16 protein-coding genes and 1 pseudogene are annotated in these 16,784 nt (G+C 72.3%); 9 read left to right on the top strand and 8 right to left on the bottom strand.

What is annotated here, in order from left to right; genetic code table 11:
- Nucleotides 1-28: 28 nt before the first annotated feature.
- Nucleotides 29-499 carry a DUF6233 domain-containing protein gene (locus tag AC3AGO_RS00745; RefSeq protein WP_487818093.1) on the bottom strand — a complete coding sequence of 157 codons (471 nt, stop codon included), beginning with the start codon at nt 497-499 and terminating at the stop codon, nt 29-31.
- Nucleotides 500-568: 69 nt separating this feature from the next.
- Here AC3AGO_RS00745 and AC3AGO_RS00740 point away from each other — a divergent pair, with 69 nt between their 5' ends.
- Nucleotides 569-940: an iron chaperone gene (locus AC3AGO_RS00740; protein ID WP_487818092.1), complete on the top strand. Its 372-nt coding sequence runs from the start codon at nt 569-571 to the stop codon at nt 938-940.
- Nucleotides 941-1,034: 94 nt separating this feature from the next.
- On the opposite strand, the gene AC3AGO_RS00735 is transcribed toward AC3AGO_RS00740, so the two are convergent.
- Together AC3AGO_RS00735 and AC3AGO_RS00730 are read right to left on the bottom strand one after the other, a co-directional pair.
- Nucleotides 1,035-1,928, bottom strand: a complete 894-nt coding sequence (locus AC3AGO_RS00735) for a bifunctional helix-turn-helix transcriptional regulator/GNAT family N-acetyltransferase (RefSeq protein ID WP_487818091.1) — start codon at nt 1,926-1,928, stop codon at nt 1,035-1,037.
- 48 nt (nt 1,929-1,976) lie between these two features.
- On the bottom strand, nt 1,977-2,816 hold the full coding sequence (locus AC3AGO_RS00730) for an alpha/beta fold hydrolase (protein ID WP_487818090.1): 840 nt from the start codon (nt 2,814-2,816) through the stop codon (nt 1,977-1,979).
- A gap of 208 nt (nt 2,817-3,024) precedes the next feature.
- On the opposite strand from AC3AGO_RS00730, the gene AC3AGO_RS00725 reads away from it, so the two are divergent.
- Together AC3AGO_RS00725 and AC3AGO_RS00720 are read left to right on the top strand one after the other, a co-directional pair.
- Entirely contained in the window at nt 3,025-3,312 is a 288-nt protein-coding gene (locus AC3AGO_RS00725; protein ID WP_487818089.1) for an acylphosphatase, read from the top strand.
- A complete protein-coding gene (locus tag AC3AGO_RS00720) occupies nt 3,309-4,043 on the top strand; it encodes a Mut7-C RNAse domain-containing protein (RefSeq protein WP_487818088.1) in 735 nt (244 codons plus the stop codon). The genes AC3AGO_RS00725 and AC3AGO_RS00720 overlap by 4 nt, the downstream gene beginning before the upstream one ends.
- 189 nt (nt 4,044-4,232) lie before the next feature.
- Here the strand turns inward: AC3AGO_RS00720 and AC3AGO_RS00715 are convergent, their stop codons facing one another.
- The gene (locus tag AC3AGO_RS00715; protein WP_487818087.1) at nt 4,233-4,862 is read right to left on the bottom strand and encodes a hypothetical protein; all 630 of its coding nucleotides are present in this window, start codon (nt 4,860-4,862) and stop codon (nt 4,233-4,235) included.
- Between the two features lie 319 nt (nt 4,863-5,181).
- On the opposite strand from AC3AGO_RS00715, the pseudogene AC3AGO_RS00710 reads away from it, so the two are divergent.
- Nucleotides 5,182-5,736: pseudogene (locus AC3AGO_RS00710) on the top strand (DUF3291 domain-containing protein); the annotation flags it as partial.
- A gap of 202 nt (nt 5,737-5,938) precedes the next feature.
- On the opposite strand, the gene AC3AGO_RS00705 reads toward AC3AGO_RS00710, so the two are convergent.
- On the bottom strand, nt 5,939-6,952 hold the full coding sequence (locus tag AC3AGO_RS00705; protein WP_487818086.1) for an alpha/beta hydrolase: 1,014 nt from the start codon (nt 6,950-6,952) through the stop codon (nt 5,939-5,941).
- 358 nt (nt 6,953-7,310) lie between these two features.
- On the opposite strand from AC3AGO_RS00705, the gene AC3AGO_RS00700 reads away from it, so the two are divergent.
- Entirely contained in the window at nt 7,311-8,030 is a 720-nt protein-coding gene (locus tag AC3AGO_RS00700; protein ID WP_487818085.1) for a polyamine aminopropyltransferase, read from the top strand.
- A gap of 133 nt (nt 8,031-8,163) precedes the next feature.
- On the opposite strand, the gene AC3AGO_RS00695 is transcribed toward AC3AGO_RS00700, so the two are convergent.
- The gene (locus tag AC3AGO_RS00695) at nt 8,164-9,063 is read right to left on the bottom strand and encodes a hypothetical protein (protein WP_487818084.1); all 900 of its coding nucleotides are present in this window, start codon (nt 9,061-9,063) and stop codon (nt 8,164-8,166) included.
- 534 nt (nt 9,064-9,597) lie between these two features.
- Nucleotides 9,598-10,620, bottom strand: a complete 1,023-nt coding sequence (locus AC3AGO_RS00690) for a LacI family DNA-binding transcriptional regulator (protein WP_487818083.1) — start codon at nt 10,618-10,620, stop codon at nt 9,598-9,600.
- Nucleotides 10,621-10,783: 163 nt separating this feature from the next.
- Between AC3AGO_RS00690 and AC3AGO_RS00685 the strand changes: the two genes are divergently transcribed.
- The 4 genes from AC3AGO_RS00685 (at nt 10,784) to AC3AGO_RS00670 (ending at nt 16,077) form a co-directional block, all read left to right on the top strand.
- Nucleotides 10,784-12,112, top strand: a complete 1,329-nt coding sequence (locus AC3AGO_RS00685) for an extracellular solute-binding protein (protein ID WP_487818082.1) — start codon at nt 10,784-10,786, stop codon at nt 12,110-12,112.
- Nucleotides 12,109-13,410: a carbohydrate ABC transporter permease gene (locus AC3AGO_RS00680; protein WP_487818081.1), complete on the top strand. Its 1,302-nt coding sequence runs from the start codon at nt 12,109-12,111 to the stop codon at nt 13,408-13,410. Before AC3AGO_RS00685 ends, AC3AGO_RS00680 begins: the two co-directional genes overlap by 4 nt.
- The gene (locus AC3AGO_RS00675; RefSeq protein ID WP_487818080.1) at nt 13,407-14,255 is read left to right on the top strand and encodes a carbohydrate ABC transporter permease; all 849 of its coding nucleotides are present in this window, start codon (nt 13,407-13,409) and stop codon (nt 14,253-14,255) included. The genes AC3AGO_RS00680 and AC3AGO_RS00675 overlap by 4 nt, the downstream gene beginning before the upstream one ends.
- A gap of 142 nt (nt 14,256-14,397) precedes the next feature.
- Nucleotides 14,398-16,077 (top strand): glycoside hydrolase family 13 protein, encoded by a 1,680-nt coding sequence (locus AC3AGO_RS00670; protein ID WP_487818079.1) that lies wholly within the window; start codon nt 14,398-14,400, stop codon nt 16,075-16,077.
- A 31-nt stretch (nt 16,078-16,108) separates the two neighbouring features.
- Here AC3AGO_RS00670 and AC3AGO_RS00665 read toward each other — a convergent pair whose 3' ends face one another.
- Nucleotides 16,109-16,699: a TetR/AcrR family transcriptional regulator gene (locus tag AC3AGO_RS00665; RefSeq protein WP_487818078.1), complete on the bottom strand. Its 591-nt coding sequence runs from the start codon at nt 16,697-16,699 to the stop codon at nt 16,109-16,111.
- Between the last annotated feature and the right edge of the window lie 85 nt (nt 16,700-16,784).

Raw genomic sequence — 16,784 nt, 5'->3', positions numbered from 1 at the left:
CCTCCGCCGGGTGGACGGGCGCGGCGGTTCAGCCGGGCAGTGCCCGGTCCGGGCGGCACACGCCGCACACCGTGGCGCCGCGCGCCCGCAGCAGACCGACCGCTTCCTCGGTCGCCGCCGGCCGGAGCTCGCCCCGCGCGGCCTGCGCACAGTCGGACCGGTGCACGACCCAGGCGGGCCCGTCCGGTTCCTCGGGGATGACGTGGGTCAGCAGCCACCGCCGGCCGGGAGCGGCCGCGCCGCGGGTGGGCACGGCCGTGTACACCTCGCCGGGAATCGGCACGATGTCGTACGCGGCCACGGTGATCGGCGTGGGCGCCGCCACGCTCTCGGCGCGGCCGTCCGGGTGCCGGCGCAGCGCGGGGAGGATGACCTCGCACTCGTACTGCCACGCCCCGTCGGGCGTGCGAGTACGCGCCAGCACGACGACGTCCAGCCCCTGCCCGTCGGGAAGGGTCGCCCGCGCCCAGGGACCCGCCCGGTCTTGCCACTCAGTCACCGTTCGATATTAGTTCGAATATATGGAACGGGGGTGAGCGGGACGGGGCGGGCGGGCCATACTGGCGCCATGGCGAGACCGCAGACGATCGACGAATACATCGAGGGCTTCGAAGGGCAGAGCCGGGAGCTGCTGGAGCAGCTGCGGGCGCTGGCCCATGAGGAGGTCCCGGAGGCGAGCGAGGCCATCAAGTGGGGTCATCCCGCGTGGGTGCACCCGTCGGGGACCATCCTGTTCGCGGTCAGCGGCCACGCGAAGCACGCGAACGCGGTGTTCACGCCCAGCACCCGCGAGGCGTTCGACGCCGATCTCGCCGAGTTCGCCACCGGCAAGGGCTCGGTCAAGCTCCCGTACGGCCGGCCCGTCCCGGCCGGCCTGCTGTGCCGGATGATCGCGTTCCGTGTCCGCGAGCACGAGGACGACGGCGTGCTGTGGATGTGAGACCCGAGGTGCGCCCGTCCTGACGCGCACGGGCGGTACGGCAGGCGTCGATCTGTGTGACACCGTGCCGTCCGCTCGCGGGCTGCCGCAGTGCTCACTCCGCCGCCGGGCGGGGGAGGCGCTTTTCGAACCAATGGTGGGCGTAGGGCTCGTCGTTGAAGGCGGGGACCTCCTCGAAACCGGCCGCGTGGTACAGGCCGATCGCCGCGTCGAGCGCCTTGTTGGTGTCCAGGCGCAGCAGGTCGCGGCCGTGCTCGACGGCGCGCGCCTCCGTCTCGGCCAGGAACCGGCGGCCCAGCCCCAGCCCCCGCGCCTCGGGGGCGACCCACATGCGTTTGATCTCGGCGGGGGCGCCGGGCGGCAGCTTCAGGCCGACGCATCCGACCGGATCACCCTGCATACGGGCGACCAGGAACAGGCCGTTCGGCGGCCGCAGTTCCCCCGCGTCCGGCAACAGGCTGAGCGCGGGGTCGAAGCCGGCGTCGAAGCGCTCCTGCAGCTCGGTGAAGTACGAGCGCAGGCAGTGCTGCGCGTCGGGGTGGTCGGGGTCGACGTCGTCCACGGCGACCGTCGCGGCGGTCAGCAGCCGGTCGACCTCGGTCATGGCGGCGACCAGCCGTTCACGCTGGTCCGCGTTGAGCGGCTCCAGCAGGGAAGCGGCCAGTTCGTCGCTGCGCTCGTCGAGCAGAGCGCGCTCCGTACGACCCGCCTCCGTGAGCCGTACGGTGCGCACCCGCCGGTCCCGGGGCGACGGCTCCACGGTGACGAGGCCGTCGCTCTCCAGTCGGTGCAGCAGCCGGCTCGCGTACCCGGAGTCCAGCCCGAGACGCTCCCGCAACTGCCGTACGTCCCGGCCCCGGTCGCCGATCTCCCACAGGAGGCGGGCCTCGCCGATGGGCCGGTCGCGGCCCAGGTAGTGATCGTGGAGCACGCCCACGCGTTCGGTGACGGTGCGATTGAAGTGCCGCACCCGCTCGATCTCAGCCATCCTCTGACTTTAGTCAGAGAATGACCCGCGAGGCCAGTCCGGGGCCGTTCACTCCAGGAACGCCCGCGTGACCGCCACGAACCGGCCGGGGTCGTCGAGCCACGGGAAGTGCCCGGCCCCCGGCTGCACGACGAGCTCGGAGCGGGGGAACAGGGCGGCGAAGTCGGCCATCGTGCGGGGCGGGGCTGCCACGTCGCCCTCCCCGGCGAGCAGCAGCACCGGCCGCGAGAACCGCGCCAGCGCCGCGCGCGTGGCCTCCGGGGCGAAGACGCCGTCGGCGCCGAAGACGGCGGCGGCCTCGTCGTTCCGCTGCCCGTCCTCCGCGGCGTGATGGGCGCGGGCGGCCTCGTCCCAACGGCCGTAGGAGAACGGTGCGATGGCCTCCCACGCGTCCTCCGTCGCCTTGCCCGCGGCGATCGCCTCCAAGGCCGCGAACGCCGCGGCGAACCAGGGCTCGCCGCGCCGGACCCGCGCAGTCTCCAGTCGGACGTCCCCGGGGATGACGAGCCCCACGGCCCTGGTGCTCGGCGTGATCAGCGCGAGCTTCCCGACGCGGTCCGGGTGGCGCGCCGCGTACAGAAGCGCGAGATTCGCGCCCGCGGAATGCCCGAGCAGATCCACGCTGTCGAGCCCGAGGTGCTCGCGCAGCGCCTCGACGTCGTCGACGAGGCGGTCGCAGCGGAAGGAGGCGACGTCCTCCGGCTGCGCGGACCCGCCGGTACCCCGCAGGTCCGGCATGACCAACTGCCGGTGAGCGGACAGACCGCCGAGATCCCCGAGGTAGGCGGCGGCCTGCATGGGCCCGCCGGGCAGACAGACCACGGGGCGGCCGTCCCCGGCAACGTGGTACGCGAGCTTGGTTCCGTCATGCGCACATAAGTCAGACATGCCGCGAACCCTGCCAACGCCACGCGGACAGAACAACCGTTTTACCGGGCTGCCCGCACGGCGTCATGAACCCCGACTCCTCCGGTCCCGAACTCCTCTGGTCCCCGGCCTCACCGGAAGCTCCCGTGAGCACGGTGCGGGCGGGATGCGATTCTGGAGGCGGAACGTGAGCCGAAAGACCCTCCGAGCAGGGTGAGGAGGTACCGCGATGAGCTGCAGGCGCGTGATCGTCTCCGGGCGGGTGCAGGGCGTGTCCTTTCGCGACAGCTGCCGCTCCACCGCCGCCCGGCACGGCGTACGCGGCTGGGTGCGCAATCTGCCGGACGGCACCGTCGAGGCCCTCTTCGAGGGGAAGCCCGAAGCCGTCGACCGGATGGTGGACTGGGCGTACGACGGATCACCGGCAGCCCGCGTGCACGACGTACGGGTCGTCGAGGAGACGCCGCAGCAGCTGACCGGCTTCGAGGTACGGCCCACCCCGCGGCAGTCCCCGTGACGGCCGGGGCGGCGGAGATACGGCTGCGCGTACCGGAGGAACTGCGCTTCTTCCTGCCGGCGCGGCACCGCGGCGGCGAGCTCCGGCTGCCGCACGACGGCACCTCCACCCTGGGGCACGTCGTCGAAGCGGTGGGCGTGCCCCGTACGGAAGTTGGCGCTCTATACGCCGACGGCAGTGCCGTACCGCTGTCGCACTGTCCGCGGTCCGGCACGCTGATCGAGGTGGAGCCCGTACCGCGCCCGCAGCCCCCGCCGGCCGCGGAACCGGCGACCGAGCGCTTCGTCCTGGACGTGCACCTCGGCGCGCTCGCCCGCCGCCTGCGCCTCGTCGGCGTCGACGCCGCCTACCGCAACGACGCCGGCGACCCGGAGCTCGTCGACGAAGCCAACAGCGAGCAGCGCGTGCTGCTGACCAAGGACCGCGGACTGCTGTGCCGCCGGGCGCTGTGGCGCGGCGCGTACGTGCGAGGGAGCCGCCCGGACGGCCAACTCCGCGACGTCCTCACCCGGTTCGCGGTCCCGCTCGCGCCCTGGACACGCTGCCCGGCGTGCAACGGCAGCCTGGCCCCCGTACCCAAGCACGAGATCGCACACCGCCTGCCGCCCGGCACCCGCCGCACATACGACGATTTCACCCGCTGCACCACCTGCGCCCGCCTCTACTGGCCGGGCGCCCACCACACCGCCCTGGCCGCCATGGTGCAGGCGGCACGCGCGGCAAGAACGTAGCGGCCCGTCGGGCGGGGGCCCGTCGAGATCCGCGACCGTCTCCGCTCTGCCCGGGTGATGCCCCGGCCCACGCCACCACGCGTCTACGCCCCAAGGGCAGCCAACCGCCCAAGCACGGCTGGCCCCGCGACCGGCCACCACACCTACTGCTGAACGGCAGGTACGGCCGCGAAGCCGCCGTACGCGGGCCTACGCGGTGAGGGCCACGGCAAGAGCGACGCCGGTGACGATCAGCACGCAGGCGATGGCGGCCATGATGTAGGGGTGCACCGCGTGCAAGGCGGGGACCGCCTGGGGATAGTCGCGGCGGAGGCTGTTCGCGTCCATCCCTGACCGGTGGATGACCTCCACACCCCCGGACTTCAGAGCCTGATGGGCCCGCTCCAGCTCCTCGGCCGGCCAGATGTTGCCGCTGGTGACCCGGAGCAGGAGGCGGCTGTGTTCATCGAACAGGGCCAGGTAGCCGTTGTGGCGGCCGCCGCCCACGCTGACGTGCGGGGCGTAGAGAACCGCCGCCACGTGCCCCAGGGGTACGGAGCGCGTGCGGCCCAGCACATCGCGGTAGGCCACTTCCGAGCCGGTGATGTCCATGCGCAGGATGTGGCCCACCCAGCCCAGGGAGGCGAGGACGACCAGCAACACCGTCGAGAGGAAGAACGGCCCCCAGACGAACTCTCCTTGGACAAGCAGCCGCGCGATGGCGAGCGCCAGGAACACCACGCCGATCCCGCCCACTGGCAGTATCTGCGCCCGGGACAGCTTGTTCGGCAGGATGGTGCAGGCCGGATTCTTCTTGAGGGCGTTCCCCGTGATCTTCATGCAGAACAGCATGCCAGCACCGCGCACCTGACAACTCCCATCCGGCAGAGGGGCCCACCGACGCCCCCGAACCCCGCCGGATGCGGCGTGCGAGGCCTGTGCGGGAGGGCACTTGGGGAGGGAAAGCGCAACTTCGACGTGGCTTGCGGAGGGAGCTAGTTTCACCTGGTCTTCGGCGATCGCGAGTGGTCGCGCAGGCGTTCATTGAGGCTGGGCCGACCGCGAGGGGATGAGTTGGTCGCGCCCTGCGAATCCTCGACCCCGTGCGTGAGCCAGCGAGCCGGGTCCACGCCAGGCACCTCCGAGCAGGGAGAGACGTATGCCCCATCTTGCGCTGTACACATTCGGCGTCCTGAAGTCACCTCTCGCCGAACCGGCGCCTCTCACGCGGGAGTTCTACGACATGGGTGAGGCCGTCTACCGGAGGATCAGTCAGCACCCCGGATACCTCGCGCATGCCGAACCGGCAGAAGGTGACCGGGGCGCGCTCTTCGAGGCGGACTGGGGTGCATGGGGAGAGTTCGCCGTACCGGCCTGGTACGGCAAGGGCCGGACGGTGGAAACCACCGCCCTGGCCGCGACCCTCTCGCTCTGGACCGACCTGCGCCCCGCCTTCGACGCCGTCTACACCGGTCTGCACCGTGAGGCGCTGAACAGGCGTCACGACTGGTTCGAGAGGACAGGGCACCCCAATTACGTGTTCTGGTGGGTTGCCGACGGCGTGATACCCACCTGGCGGGACGGGGTTTCCAGGCTGGAGCACTTGCGCGACCACGGCTCCGCGCCGCACGCCTTCACCTTCCACGACTCGTTCGCCCCGGACGGAACTCCGGCCAGGAGCAAAGGCATCGGGCCGAAGAGCGACCAGGTTCGCCGACCCGCACCCCGGACAGGCCACCCGCCCCGCGGTCGTACGAGCCTCGACCTGGACGACCCTGTCGGGCACCCCGACACCGAGGCGCAAGAGGCGCATGGAGCGATGCGAACCAGAGGGAACGACCTCTGACGCGCTGGCCGCCACCATGGCGGCATGCGCGGCGAGCACGTAGAGACCGTGCACTCGGCGCGTCCGCCGGCTAGCGGGCGAGGAGGCGGCGCAGCCAGCGGACGCGGGCCTCGCGCGCGTCGCGGGAGGCGGCGGCGTCGGGGGCCAGCTGGTCGAAGCCGTGGAACCCGCCCGACCAGACGTGCAGTTCGGCATCCCCGCCGGCCTGCCAGATCCCGGTGGCGTACGCGACGGCCTCGTCGCGGAACGTCTCCGCGGCGCCGACGTCGATGAAGGCCGGCGCCAGCCCTGACAGATCGCGCGCCCGCGCCGGCGCCGCGTACGGCGACACGTCGGCGTCGTCGCGGCCCTCACCCAGCAGCGAGGCCCACCCGACGGCGTTGGCGTCGTGGTCCCACAGACCGCGCCCCGCCATCTGGTGCGAGGACGGTGTGTCGTTGCGGTCGTCGAGCATGGGGCACATGGCCAACTGCCCCAGCAGCGCGGGGCCCTCCCGGTCACGGGCCAGCAGGGCGAGCGCCGCGGTCAGTCCGCCGCCCGCGCTCCCGCCGGCCACGACGACACGCTCCGGGTCGGCGCCGATCTCCTGCGCGTGCCCGACAGTCCACAGCAGCCCCGCGTAACAGTCCTCCACGGGCGCCGGATGCGGATGCTCGGGCGCAAGCCGGTAGTCGACCGACACGACGACCAGGCCCAGCGGCTGCGCCCACTCGTGCAGGATGCCCGACAGATTGGAGCGGTTGTTGCCGCCGATCATGCCGCCGCCGTGCGCGTGACAGACGACCGGCGCCGCCCCCTCCAGCCCCGCGGGGCGCGCGACGATCAGCGGCACGTCCGGCGCCCCCGCAGGCCCCGGCGCCATCCGCTCGTACACCTCGAACGCGCCGCCCTCGCGCAGTTCGTCCAGCGTGGCGTCCTGCATCGCCTCCGCCTGCTGCGCCCGCCACCGGGGCACACCGTCCGGCGCGTCGGGGAAGAGGTCGCGCACATCGCCCATCGCTTCGAGCGCCACCGACAGTTCGGGGTCGAAGGGAACGGGCCGGCGTTCCGGCTGCTCGTACGGAACGGACCGGGAGTTGCTCATGTCGTCCTCTCGACCGGGCGGTGTGGGAAGTCTCATGGGACCATCCCGTGCCCCCTTTCGCGGCGACGGGTCCGGGACGTGCGTGTTCTCCCTACGTCACCCGGGGTGACGGCGCGATGCTGTCAGCGATTCTTGTGCTGCTTTCTCAACATGCGGACCCACGCCGCCCACTGGGATAGGTTGGGGTGCCTGACGCGGCCCTTTCGCTGAGGGGCGGCGCCCGGGGGAGAGACCTGCCGACGACTGCGAGAAGGCGGGAACGCCGAAGCGCGCACCGTAAGGTGACGGCCTGTGACGTCGGTGGGCGTTGAACGCACCATGAATGCAGCCAGGGCCACTGGCCGGGAGTTGAGAGCGAATGAGCGCGCGTTTCGAGGAAATCGACTGGCGTCCGACGCTGTTGGGCGCGATCAGCCTGCGGCGCCGACGGGACCCGGCGACGGGCGGCGACGTGTACGAGGTCAAGCTCGATGACGAGTTCCTCATGTCCAGCCTGTTCACGGCGGGAGAGGTCGCTCTCGCGGAGCTCGGCCTCGAGAAGACGGCCGGCGCCGAACTGGACGTCGTCGTCGGCGGGCTGGGCCTCGGCTACACCGCGGAAGCGGCACTGAAGGACTCCCGCGTGCGGTCGCTGACCGTGGTCGAGGCGCTGGGGGAGGTCATCGAGTGGCACGAGCAGGAGTTGGTGCCGCTGGGCGCCCGCCTCGCGGGGGATCCCCGCTGCCGTCTCGTGCGCGGCGACTTCTTCTCGATGGCCGGCGAGGGCGGCTTCGACCCCGAAGCGGAAGGCCGCCGCTTCCACGCCGTGCTGCTCGACATCGACCACTCGCCGCACCACGTGCTGCACCCCGGCCACGCCACCCTGTACGAGCCGGAGGGCCTGCGCGCGCTGGCCGGGACGCTGCACCCCGGCGGAGTCTTCGCCCTGTGGTCGAACGACCCGCCCAACGAACAGTTCAACGCCACCCTCGCGGAGGTCTTCCCGGAGACGGAAGCCCACGAGGTGCGGTTCGACAACCCGCTGCAGGGCGGCACCTCCGCCAACACCGTGTACGTGGCGCGTACGCAGTCCGCCTGACGTCCCGCCCGCGCCGGCCTTCGGGGCCGGAGTGGAGCCTGCACGCCGCCGGGCCGGTCGCACGTCAACCGGCCCGGCGGCGCGGCACGTTCGGGGTGGTCCACGGCCCGTAGGGCGCGTCTCGGGGCGCGTCTCAGGGCACGGTGACGATCAGGTGCTGGCCGTGCGCCGAGAGGGGGCGGGCGTCCCGCATGCTCGTCACCCAGGTGACCAGCGCGTACCGGCCCCGCTTCAGCGGCATGCGGAGCGTCACGGACTCACCGGGGGACAGCGGCGGTGTGCCCAGCGCCTCGGTCATGACGAACGGCGGGGGCACCGGCGCGCCGTCGAAGAACGCCTGAATGTCCGCGGAGGTGACCGCGTCGTCCTCGATGGGATAGAGGACGGCCTCGTCGACCTGCCCCCGCATCCTGTTGGTGTACTTGAGGGTGCCGCCGCGCGTGAGACGGCCGCGCAGGGCGAACCGCGGGCCCTCACCGGGGACATCGAGCGCCGTGAGCGCGGCGGAAGGGTGCGGGTGCCCGCCGCCGGCACCCTCCGCGGGCCTGCCGGAGACCCGCAGCGTACGGACGTGCTCCTGGCCCGGAGCGGGATTGCGGCCGCGCTCGCCCTCGAAGTCCAGGTACTCGAACAGGAGATACCCGCCGGGTTCGAGACGCGCGGTGAACGTCGAGGTCACGCCGGGGTACACCATGGCGCCGCCGAACAGTTCGGCGGTCGCCATCAGCTCCCGGCTCACCTGGATGGCCTCCGGTCCCTGGGTCGCGAAGACCTTCCGTGCCAGGGCGCGGAACCGCTCCTCCGTGGCGCCGGGCCGAAGGCGCGCGAGACCCGCGATTCCCGTGAGCGGACTGGTCGTTCGTACGCGGAACCCCACCGGTCCCGCGGGGGCACGGTGGGGCGCGGTGAAGGAGTGTTCCCCCGTCACGATGTCCAGCACGTCAGGACGCGGCGCCGTCCGCGCCCCGACCAGCACGCCGACCCCGGCAGCGGCCCCGCCGGCTAAGACGCCGCGTCTGCTCCACTTCCCCATGTGCCCTCCTTGTCCGGTCTTGTCAGTACGTGACGGGCAGTCAAGCACCGCAGCCGGACACGGGGAACCACGCGTCGCGACCGGAACGCTCGCCCCCGCTCACACCGTGTGTCTCACGGTGCCGCCGGGGCTTCCGGGGGAGGCGAGGAGGCCGGCGAAGCGGGTGCCCATGCGGAGGTAGGCGGCGGCGCTGGGGTGGAGGCCGTCGGGCAGGTCGTGGGTCTCGTCGGGGCGGAGGAGGGTGCGTCCGTCGAGGTAGCCGAGGGCGGGATCGCTCTTCTGTCGTTCACGGACGACACGTTCGAGGTGCCCGCGGACGGAGGAGAGCGTGAGCGTTTCCGGGCCCGGTGAACGCCACGTTCGTCAGGTCCAGCCCGGACACCGCCACGGCGACCGCGGGCCACATGCCGGTGGGGAGCGTCACCGCCCACCCGCCGGTCAGTGGCGTTACCGCCCCTCCGGGTCAGTCGCGTCACCGCCCAGTCGTGAGGCAGAGTTGACAAATCGGTACGCGGCGTACCCCGGGTGCGGGGGTCAGCCCGGGGGTGGGGCCGTGCTGCCGCGGGGGACCAGTTCGACCGGGAGGACGACGTGCCGTTCCCCGTGCTCCTCCGGGGCCTCGATCACCGAGTGGGCCAACTCGGCGGCGGTGCGGCCCAGTTCGCGTACGGGCTGGGCGAGGGTGGACAGGTCCCACGGCGCGGCCATGGCGTGATCGTCGAAGCCGAGGACCGAAAGCCGTTGCGGCACCGGCACGTTGGCCGCCCGCAGGGCCGTCAGCAGGCGGAACGCCATGTCGTCGGTCTCCGCGAAGACGGCCGTGGGCGGCTGTTCGAGGCTCAGCAGCCGGCCGACCGCCGCGGCCATGCCCTGCCCCTCCCAGTCCACGACCTCGCGGACCAGCGTGTCGTCCCGTTCGATCCCGGCCTGCGAGAGCGCGCGCAGATGGCCCGTTAGGCGGTCCCTGCTGCTCCATGCGAAGCCCGTGTCGTCGGTGGTCTGCAGGTAAGCGATGCGCCGGTGGCCGAGGTTGAGCAGGTGGCGGGTGCCGCGCAGTGCTGCCTCCTCGTCGTCCACGTAGACGCTGGGCCGGCCGGGACGGTGCTGGCTGATGAAGACCAGCGGCATGCCGAGCCCGTCGAGCCGTTCGCGTTCGGCGGGGGAGAGGGAGAAGCTGACGACGAGGAGCGCGTCGGCGTTGCGGCGGGCGGGCAACCGCTCGAAGAACTCGGCGCGTTCGTCCGCGTCCGCCACGCTGTAGACCAGCAGGTCCAGCCCGGCCTCGCGCAGCGCGGGCGCCATTCCGGCCAGCGTCGTCCCCAGGAACCACGACTCCATGTCCGCCAGCAGGACGGCCACCCGCCCGGTACGGCCCGTCACCAGACTGGACGCGCTGCGCGAGATCGCGAACGACAGTGCGTCGGCGGCCTCTTCGACACGTGCACGGGTCTCCGCCGACACCGTCGACAGGCCGCGCAGCGTGCGCGAAACGGTCGAGGGCGACACTCCTGCGCGCCGCGCCACATCCGCCATCGTGGCGCTCTGATCACCGGACATGGCGGGACGCTAGCACGCAGCCCGCACCCGGCACAGCCGTGATGACAGCGCAGTCATGGACATCTCCCGGTAACTTACTGGAACGTCATCGTTGACATGTCATCACTGGGCTCTCAGTCTTGCTAGCGCTGTCATCGGCGACAGTCCGAGGTGAGGAGCATGCATGGCCCTGGACCGCAGAACCCTGCTCGCCGGCGGGCTCACGGCCGCCGCCGCGGGGCTGGTCTCCGGATGCGGGGGCAAGGACGTCGACACCCTGCTGACGCAGGCCGCCACCGTTCCCAAGGAGCGGGCCACGCTGACGTGGTGGGTGTCGGAGATACCGTCCCGGCGCGGGCCCGTCGTGGCCGACCTGGTCATCCGGGCCTTCGAGCGCCGCCACCCGCACATCCGCGTCACCAAGTCGAACGCGCTGGCCACCACCGACGGCAACCGCGCCGCGGTCACCACCCAACTGGCAGGCGGCGCACCGCAACCCGACGTGTATCTGGGCGACACCACCTGGCCCGCGCAGTTCGGTACGTCGGCGCTCGCGCTGCCCCTGGAGAAGCTGCTGCCCGACGGTTTCTGGAGCGCCTATCCGGCCGCGCTGCACCGCATGTCGGAGTACCGGGGCGCCGTGTACGCCCTGCCGTTCTTCACCGACAGCAGCTACCTCTACTACCGCAAGGACCTGCTGGCCAAGCGCGGACTGCCGGTCCCGCGTACGTGGGAGGAACTGCTGCGCACCTCCCGTACCGTGCAGAAGGCCGGCGACATCGCCGCCGGATTCCTCTGGCAGGCCTCCGTCACCGAGTCGTTGACGTGCAACGTGTCCGAATTCCTCGCGGACGCCGGCGCGCCGGTGCTCGGCCGCGACGGGCAGGCCGTCCTCGGCGGCGAGCGCGCCGAGCGGGCGTTCGCGCTGATGGGGGAGTTCACCCGGAGCGGCGTCACCCCGCGCACGGTGACCACGTACGTCGAGGCGGACTCGCAGGACGCGTTCGTCTCGGGGCGTGGCCTGTTCCTGCGCAACTGGTCCTACGCGTGGGCCAATTCGGCCGACCGCAAGGCATCCCGTATCGCAGGCCGGGTCGGCGTCGCACCCCGCCCCGGCTTCGAGGGAACAGGACGGTCCGGCGTCAGCTGCGCGGGCGGCTGGAGCAACTTCGTCAACCCCAGCTCCCAACACCTGGGCGCCGCCGTCGCCTTCGCCCGCTTCTGCGCGAGCGAGGAGGCGCAGCGCATCCTGCTGCGCGAGGCCGGGGTGATCCCCGCGATGCGGTCGGTGCTCACCGGCCGGCAGGCGCGCGCCGTGGGCGATCCCACCCTCACGCGCGCCCCTGAGCTGACGATGGTCGCCCGTCCCGTGCAGACCCCGCACTATCCGCAGGTCTCCAAGGCGCTGTTCACCCAGGCCAACGCGGTCGCCGGCGGCACGACGAGCGCGTCGGCGGCCGTACGCGCGGCCCGTTCGGACATCACCGCCGCGCTCCGAGGGAGGGCACAGTGAACGCAGCACACACGGCACACACGGTCGGCGCGAAGGCGCGTGCCGCGCAGGCCGCCGACGAGGACTCCGGCGCCGCACGTACCGCCGTCGCGCAGGCAGGGGCCTCCGGGCCGGGCGCCGGGCCAACCGGTGTCGCGCACACGCGAGTTGTGCAGGCCGGCCCCGGGCGGGTCGGCACTGTCGGTGCCATGGACGCGACCGGCGCGCGAGACGGGGGGCTTCCGGCCGCAGGCAAACGCGTCACCGATGTGCGGGGTGGCGACTCCCGGGGCGCCGGGGCGCGGCCGGCGCACGCACGGCGTACCGGGGCAGCCGCCCGGACGGACGGCACGGAGCGCATCAGTCCGCCGCGCCCCACGCGCCCCACGCGCGGCAACGCGCCCCGCAAGCCGTTGCCCGCCGGGGCCGCCGCGCGGCGGCGTGCCCGTACCGGGTGGCTGTTCGCCTCGCCCGCCCTGCTGGTCGTCGCCATCGTGACGCTCTTCCCCGTGTTCTTCTCCCTCGTCCTCAGCTTCTCCGAAGTGCAGCTGAACTACGGCGGATTGAGCCTCCCGTCCGCGACCACCGCGCACTACGAGGCGCTGCTCTCGCGGCCGGAGTGGTACCAGGCGCTGTCGTTCACCGTCGGCTTCACCGTGGTGTCCGTGCTGCTGGAACTGGTGCTGGGCACCGCGGCCGCGCTCGTACTGGAGCGGCTCGGTGCGGCCCGCGGCTGGATCCTCGCCGTTCTGCTGCTGCCCTGGGCGCTGATCAACGTGGTCGCCGCGCAGCTGTGGGGCTATCTGTTCAACGGTACGTACGGCGCGCTGACCTGGCTCTCCACTCAACTCCTCGGCACCCAGCCGGACATCCTGGGCCAGCCGGTGTCCGCGATGGGCGCCATGGTCGTGGTCGATGTGTGGAAGACGACGCCGTTCGTGGCGATCGTCGTGCTGGCCGGGCTGATGCTCATCCCCGACGACGTGTACGAGGCCGCGGAGATCGACGGCGCGAACGCCTGGACGACGTTCTGGAAGGTGACCCTGCCGCAGCTGCGGCCGATCGTCGCGATCGCGGTCCTCTTCCGCATCCTCCAGGCGTTCGGGATCTTCGATCTGCCCTTCGTGCTCACCCAGGGCGGACCGGGCACGGCCACCCAGTCGGTGGCGATCCTCGGCTACAAGACCCTCTTCCAGGATCTCGACATCGGCGGCGGTGCCGCCATCGCCACCGCCACGGCCGTCATCGTCATGGGCTGCTGCCTGCTGTTTCTGCGCGTCTTCCGCGCCCACGTCGACGAGGAGGGCGAACCGGCATGAGCCGTCGTACACCCCCGGCGGGCATCCGCCGCTACCTCAACACCGTCAATCTCGGCGGACTGCTGATCGTCGTCCTCACCACCCTGCCGCTGTACTGGATGGCCACCGCCTCCCTGAAGGGCCCCGGCGAGATCAGCGCCTCCCCGCCCACCGCCGTGCCCGGAAGCCCCGAACTCGGCAACTACACCGAGGCGTTCGTCCGCAACGGCATCGGCCGCTATCTGCTCAACAGTCTGATCGTCGCCTCGGTCTCCACTGTTCTGGTGCTGTCCCTGGCCTTCTTCGCGGGCTACGCGTTCGCCCGTATGCGGCTGCGCGGCAGCGGGCGGATCATGACGGCGCTGCTGATGCTGTCCGTCTTCCCGCCGATCGCGCTGGTGGTGCCGCTGTTCCTGATGGGGCGCCAGTTCGGGCTGCTCAACACCTATCCCGGGCTGATCATCCCGTACGTGGCGCTGAACCTGCCGTTCGCCATCTGGATCCTGCGCAACTATCTGAGCGGGCTGCCGCGCGAGCTGGAGGAGGCGGCGACCGTGGACGGGGCCGGGCCGCTGCGGACCGCGCTGACGGTGATTCTGCCGCTCGCCCGTCCCGGCCTGTTCACCGCCGGCGTGTTCGCCTTCACGGCCACCTGGGCGGAGTTCCTCCTCGCCCTCACGTTCAACAGCTCCGACAGCCACCGCACCGTACCCGTCGGCATCGCCCTGTTCACCAGCCAGTACACGGTCCCCTACGGGGCCATCTTCGCCGGCGCCATGGTGGCCACCGTGCCCATCGCCCTGCTCGTGCTCATCTTCCGCCGATCCATCGTCTCCGGAATGACCTCCGGCGCGGTGAAGGGATGAGAGCGCCCCCGAGAGCGGACCCTGAGAGGGAGACCGCACGGACCCGCCCGTACCCGCGGGCACCACAGGCCCACGACCGAGCACCGCAAGGCACCGGAACCCAAAGCACCGGAACCCGAGGCACCGCACCGAAAGGCACCGCATGAGCGAGCAGCACACCACCGTCGTCCCGACCGCCGACGCCGACTGGTGGCGGCAAGCCGTCGTCTACCAGGTCTATCCGCGCAGCTTCGCCGACACCGACGGCGACGGCCTGGGCGACATCCCCGGCGTCACCTCCCGGCTGCCCTACCTCGCCGGCCTGGGCGTGGACGCCGTGTGGCTGAGCCCCTTCTACCCCTCCGAACTCGCCGACGGCGGCTACGACGTCGCCGACTACCGCAACGTCGACCCCCGCCTCGGCACCCTCGACGACTTCGACGCGATGGTCGCCGAAGCCGACCGGCTCGGCCTCAAGATCATGGTCGACATCGTCCCCAACCACTCCTCCGACCAGCACGTCTGGTTCCAGGAAGCGCTCCGCTCGGAGCCCGGCTCGGCGGCCCGCGAACGGTACGTCTTCCGCGAGGGCCGCGGCGAGCGGGGCGAACTCCCGCCCACCGACTGGATCTCCTGCTTCGGCGGCCCCGCCTGGACCCGCCTGGAGGACGGCTGGTGGTACCTGCACCTCTTCGCCCCGCAGCAGCCCGACTTCAACTGGGACAACCCCGAGGTCCACCAGGAGTTCCGCGACATCCTGCGCTTCTGGGCCGACCGCGGCGTCGCCGGATTCCGCGTCGACGTCGCCCACGGCCTCGCCAAGGACCTCACCGACCCGCTCCGCGACATCGGCACCGTCGAGAGCTACGAACCCGGCGACCTGCCCGAGGACGGCAGCCACCCCTTCTGGGACCGCGACGCCGTCCACGAGATCTTCCGCGACTGGCGCAAGGTCTTCGACGAGTACGACCCGCCCCGCGTCGCCGTCGCCGAAGCCTGGGTACGCGCCTCCCGCCGCACCGCCTACGCCACCTCCGAAGAGCTCGGCCAGGCCTTCAACTTCGACTTCCTCGCCGCCCGCCTCACCGCGCCCGAACTGCGCACCGCCATCGACACGGCCCTCAACGACGCGCGCGCCGCAGGCGCCACCGCCACCTGGGTGCTCTCCAACCACGACGTGGTCCGGCACGCCTCCCGCTACGCGCTGCCCGACGGCACCGACGAGGCGGGCATCGAGGCCTGGCTGCTGACGAACGGTCAGAACCCGGCCCCCGACCGGGAGCTGGGCCTGCGCCGCGCCCGCGCCGCCACCCTCCTCATGCTCGCCCTGCCCGGCTCCTCCTACCTCTACCAGGGCGAGGAACTCGGCCTGCCCGAGGTCGCGGACCTCAAGGCCGACGACCTCCAGGACCCGGTGTGGATGCGCAGCGGCGGCCGCCTCAAGGGCCGCGACGGCTGCCGCGTCCCCCTCCCGTGGACCCGGGAGGGCTCCTCCTGCGGATTCGGGCCCGGCGGCGCCTGGCTGCCCCAGCCCGCCGGCTGGGGCGAGCACTCCGCCGAGGCCCAGCAGGGCGACCCCGACTCCGTACTGGAGCTGTACCGCTCGGCGCTGCGGCTGCGCCGGAAGCTGGTCGCCGACGAGGCCCTGGAATGGATCAGCGGACCGCGGGACACCGAGGCGGGGCAGCTCCACCTGCGCCGCTCCGGGGGCTGGGAGATCCTCGCCAACCTCAGCCACGGCCCCGTACCCCTCCCGGCCGGCGAGGTCCTGCTCTCCTCCGGCCCGCTGACCGGCGGTCAGCTGCCGCCGTGGACCACCGTGTGGCTGCGCACCGGCAACTGACCGGATGAACAGGCGCGTGCGGGCCGGGGGACTACGCCCCCGGCCCGCACAGCGCACCGGCGAGACGCGCCGCCACCTCGCCGGTGACCGGAGCGTGACCGGTCATCAGCCGGTACCAGAGCACCCCGTACGCCTGGTCCACCAGCAGCTCCACATCCGCGTCCGCAGCCAGCTCCCCGCGCGCCCGGCCCCGTTCCAGCAGGCCGTGCAGCACCTCCCGCCGCCCGTGCGTGAACTCCCGCAGAATCCCGCCGATCTCCGGATCGCGCTGCGCCTCGCCCATCGCGAACCGCAGCAGCGCCGCCGTACCGGGGCTGCCCGCGCCGCGGAACGTCGCCACCAGGAACGCCTCCAGATCACCGCGCAGCGTCCCGGTGTCCGGCACCGGCGCCGTCGCCTCAGCCCGCGCCGCCACCGCCTCCAGCAGCACCGCCCCCTTGGACGGCCACCAGCGGTAGATCGTCTGCTTGCCGACACCGGCCGCCCTGGCCACCGCCTCCACCGTCACCGGCGTCCCCCCGGACTCGGTCAGCAGCCGGGCCGCCGCCTCCAGAATCGCCTGCCGCGCCGCCTCGTTGCGCTGCCGCCCGGTGTGCGGGCGGGGGAGAGACCCTGAACTCATGGGCCGGATCCTACCGTTGACGAAACCGGCAGTCTCGGTAACCTTGCCGAGACGGTCACTCTCGACAACCCGGCCGGCACCCCCG

Source organism: Streptomyces sp. BL1, from assembly GCF_057628045.1.
This window is presented reverse-complemented; position numbering and strand designations above follow the sequence as displayed.

What these genes read in the sequence shown, in the direction of transcription:
- AC3AGO_RS00740 (WP_487818092.1), top strand. Translation starts at nt 569, where the DNA reads ATGGCGAGACCGCAGACGATCGACGAATACATCGAGGGCTTCGAAGGG.
- AC3AGO_RS00735 (WP_487818091.1), bottom strand. Translation starts at nt 1,928, where the DNA reads ATGGCTGAGATCGAGCGGGTGCGGCACTTCAATCGCACCGTCACCGAA.
- AC3AGO_RS00730 (WP_487818090.1), bottom strand. Translation starts at nt 2,816, where the DNA reads ATGTCTGACTTATGTGCGCATGACGGAACCAAGCTCGCGTACCACGTT.
- AC3AGO_RS00725 (WP_487818089.1), top strand. Translation starts at nt 3,025, where the DNA reads ATGAGCTGCAGGCGCGTGATCGTCTCCGGGCGGGTGCAGGGCGTGTCC.
- AC3AGO_RS00715 (WP_487818087.1), bottom strand. Translation starts at nt 4,862, where the DNA reads ATGAAGATCACGGGGAACGCCCTCAAGAAGAATCCGGCCTGCACCATC.
- AC3AGO_RS00705 (WP_487818086.1), bottom strand. Translation starts at nt 6,952, where the DNA reads ATGAGCAACTCCCGGTCCGTTCCGTACGAGCAGCCGGAACGCCGGCCC.
- AC3AGO_RS00700 (WP_487818085.1), top strand. Translation starts at nt 7,311, where the DNA reads ATGAGCGCGCGTTTCGAGGAAATCGACTGGCGTCCGACGCTGTTGGGC.
- AC3AGO_RS00695 (WP_487818084.1), bottom strand. Translation starts at nt 9,063, where the DNA reads ATGGGGAAGTGGAGCAGACGCGGCGTCTTAGCCGGCGGGGCCGCTGCC.
- AC3AGO_RS00690 (WP_487818083.1), bottom strand. Translation starts at nt 10,620, where the DNA reads ATGTCCGGTGATCAGAGCGCCACGATGGCGGATGTGGCGCGGCGCGCA.
- AC3AGO_RS00685 (WP_487818082.1), top strand. Translation starts at nt 10,784, where the DNA reads ATGGCCCTGGACCGCAGAACCCTGCTCGCCGGCGGGCTCACGGCCGCC.
- AC3AGO_RS00675 (WP_487818080.1), top strand. Translation starts at nt 13,407, where the DNA reads ATGAGCCGTCGTACACCCCCGGCGGGCATCCGCCGCTACCTCAACACC.
- AC3AGO_RS00670 (WP_487818079.1), top strand. Translation starts at nt 14,398, where the DNA reads ATGAGCGAGCAGCACACCACCGTCGTCCCGACCGCCGACGCCGACTGG.
- AC3AGO_RS00665 (WP_487818078.1), bottom strand. Translation starts at nt 16,699, where the DNA reads ATGAGTTCAGGGTCTCTCCCCCGCCCGCACACCGGGCGGCAGCGCAAC.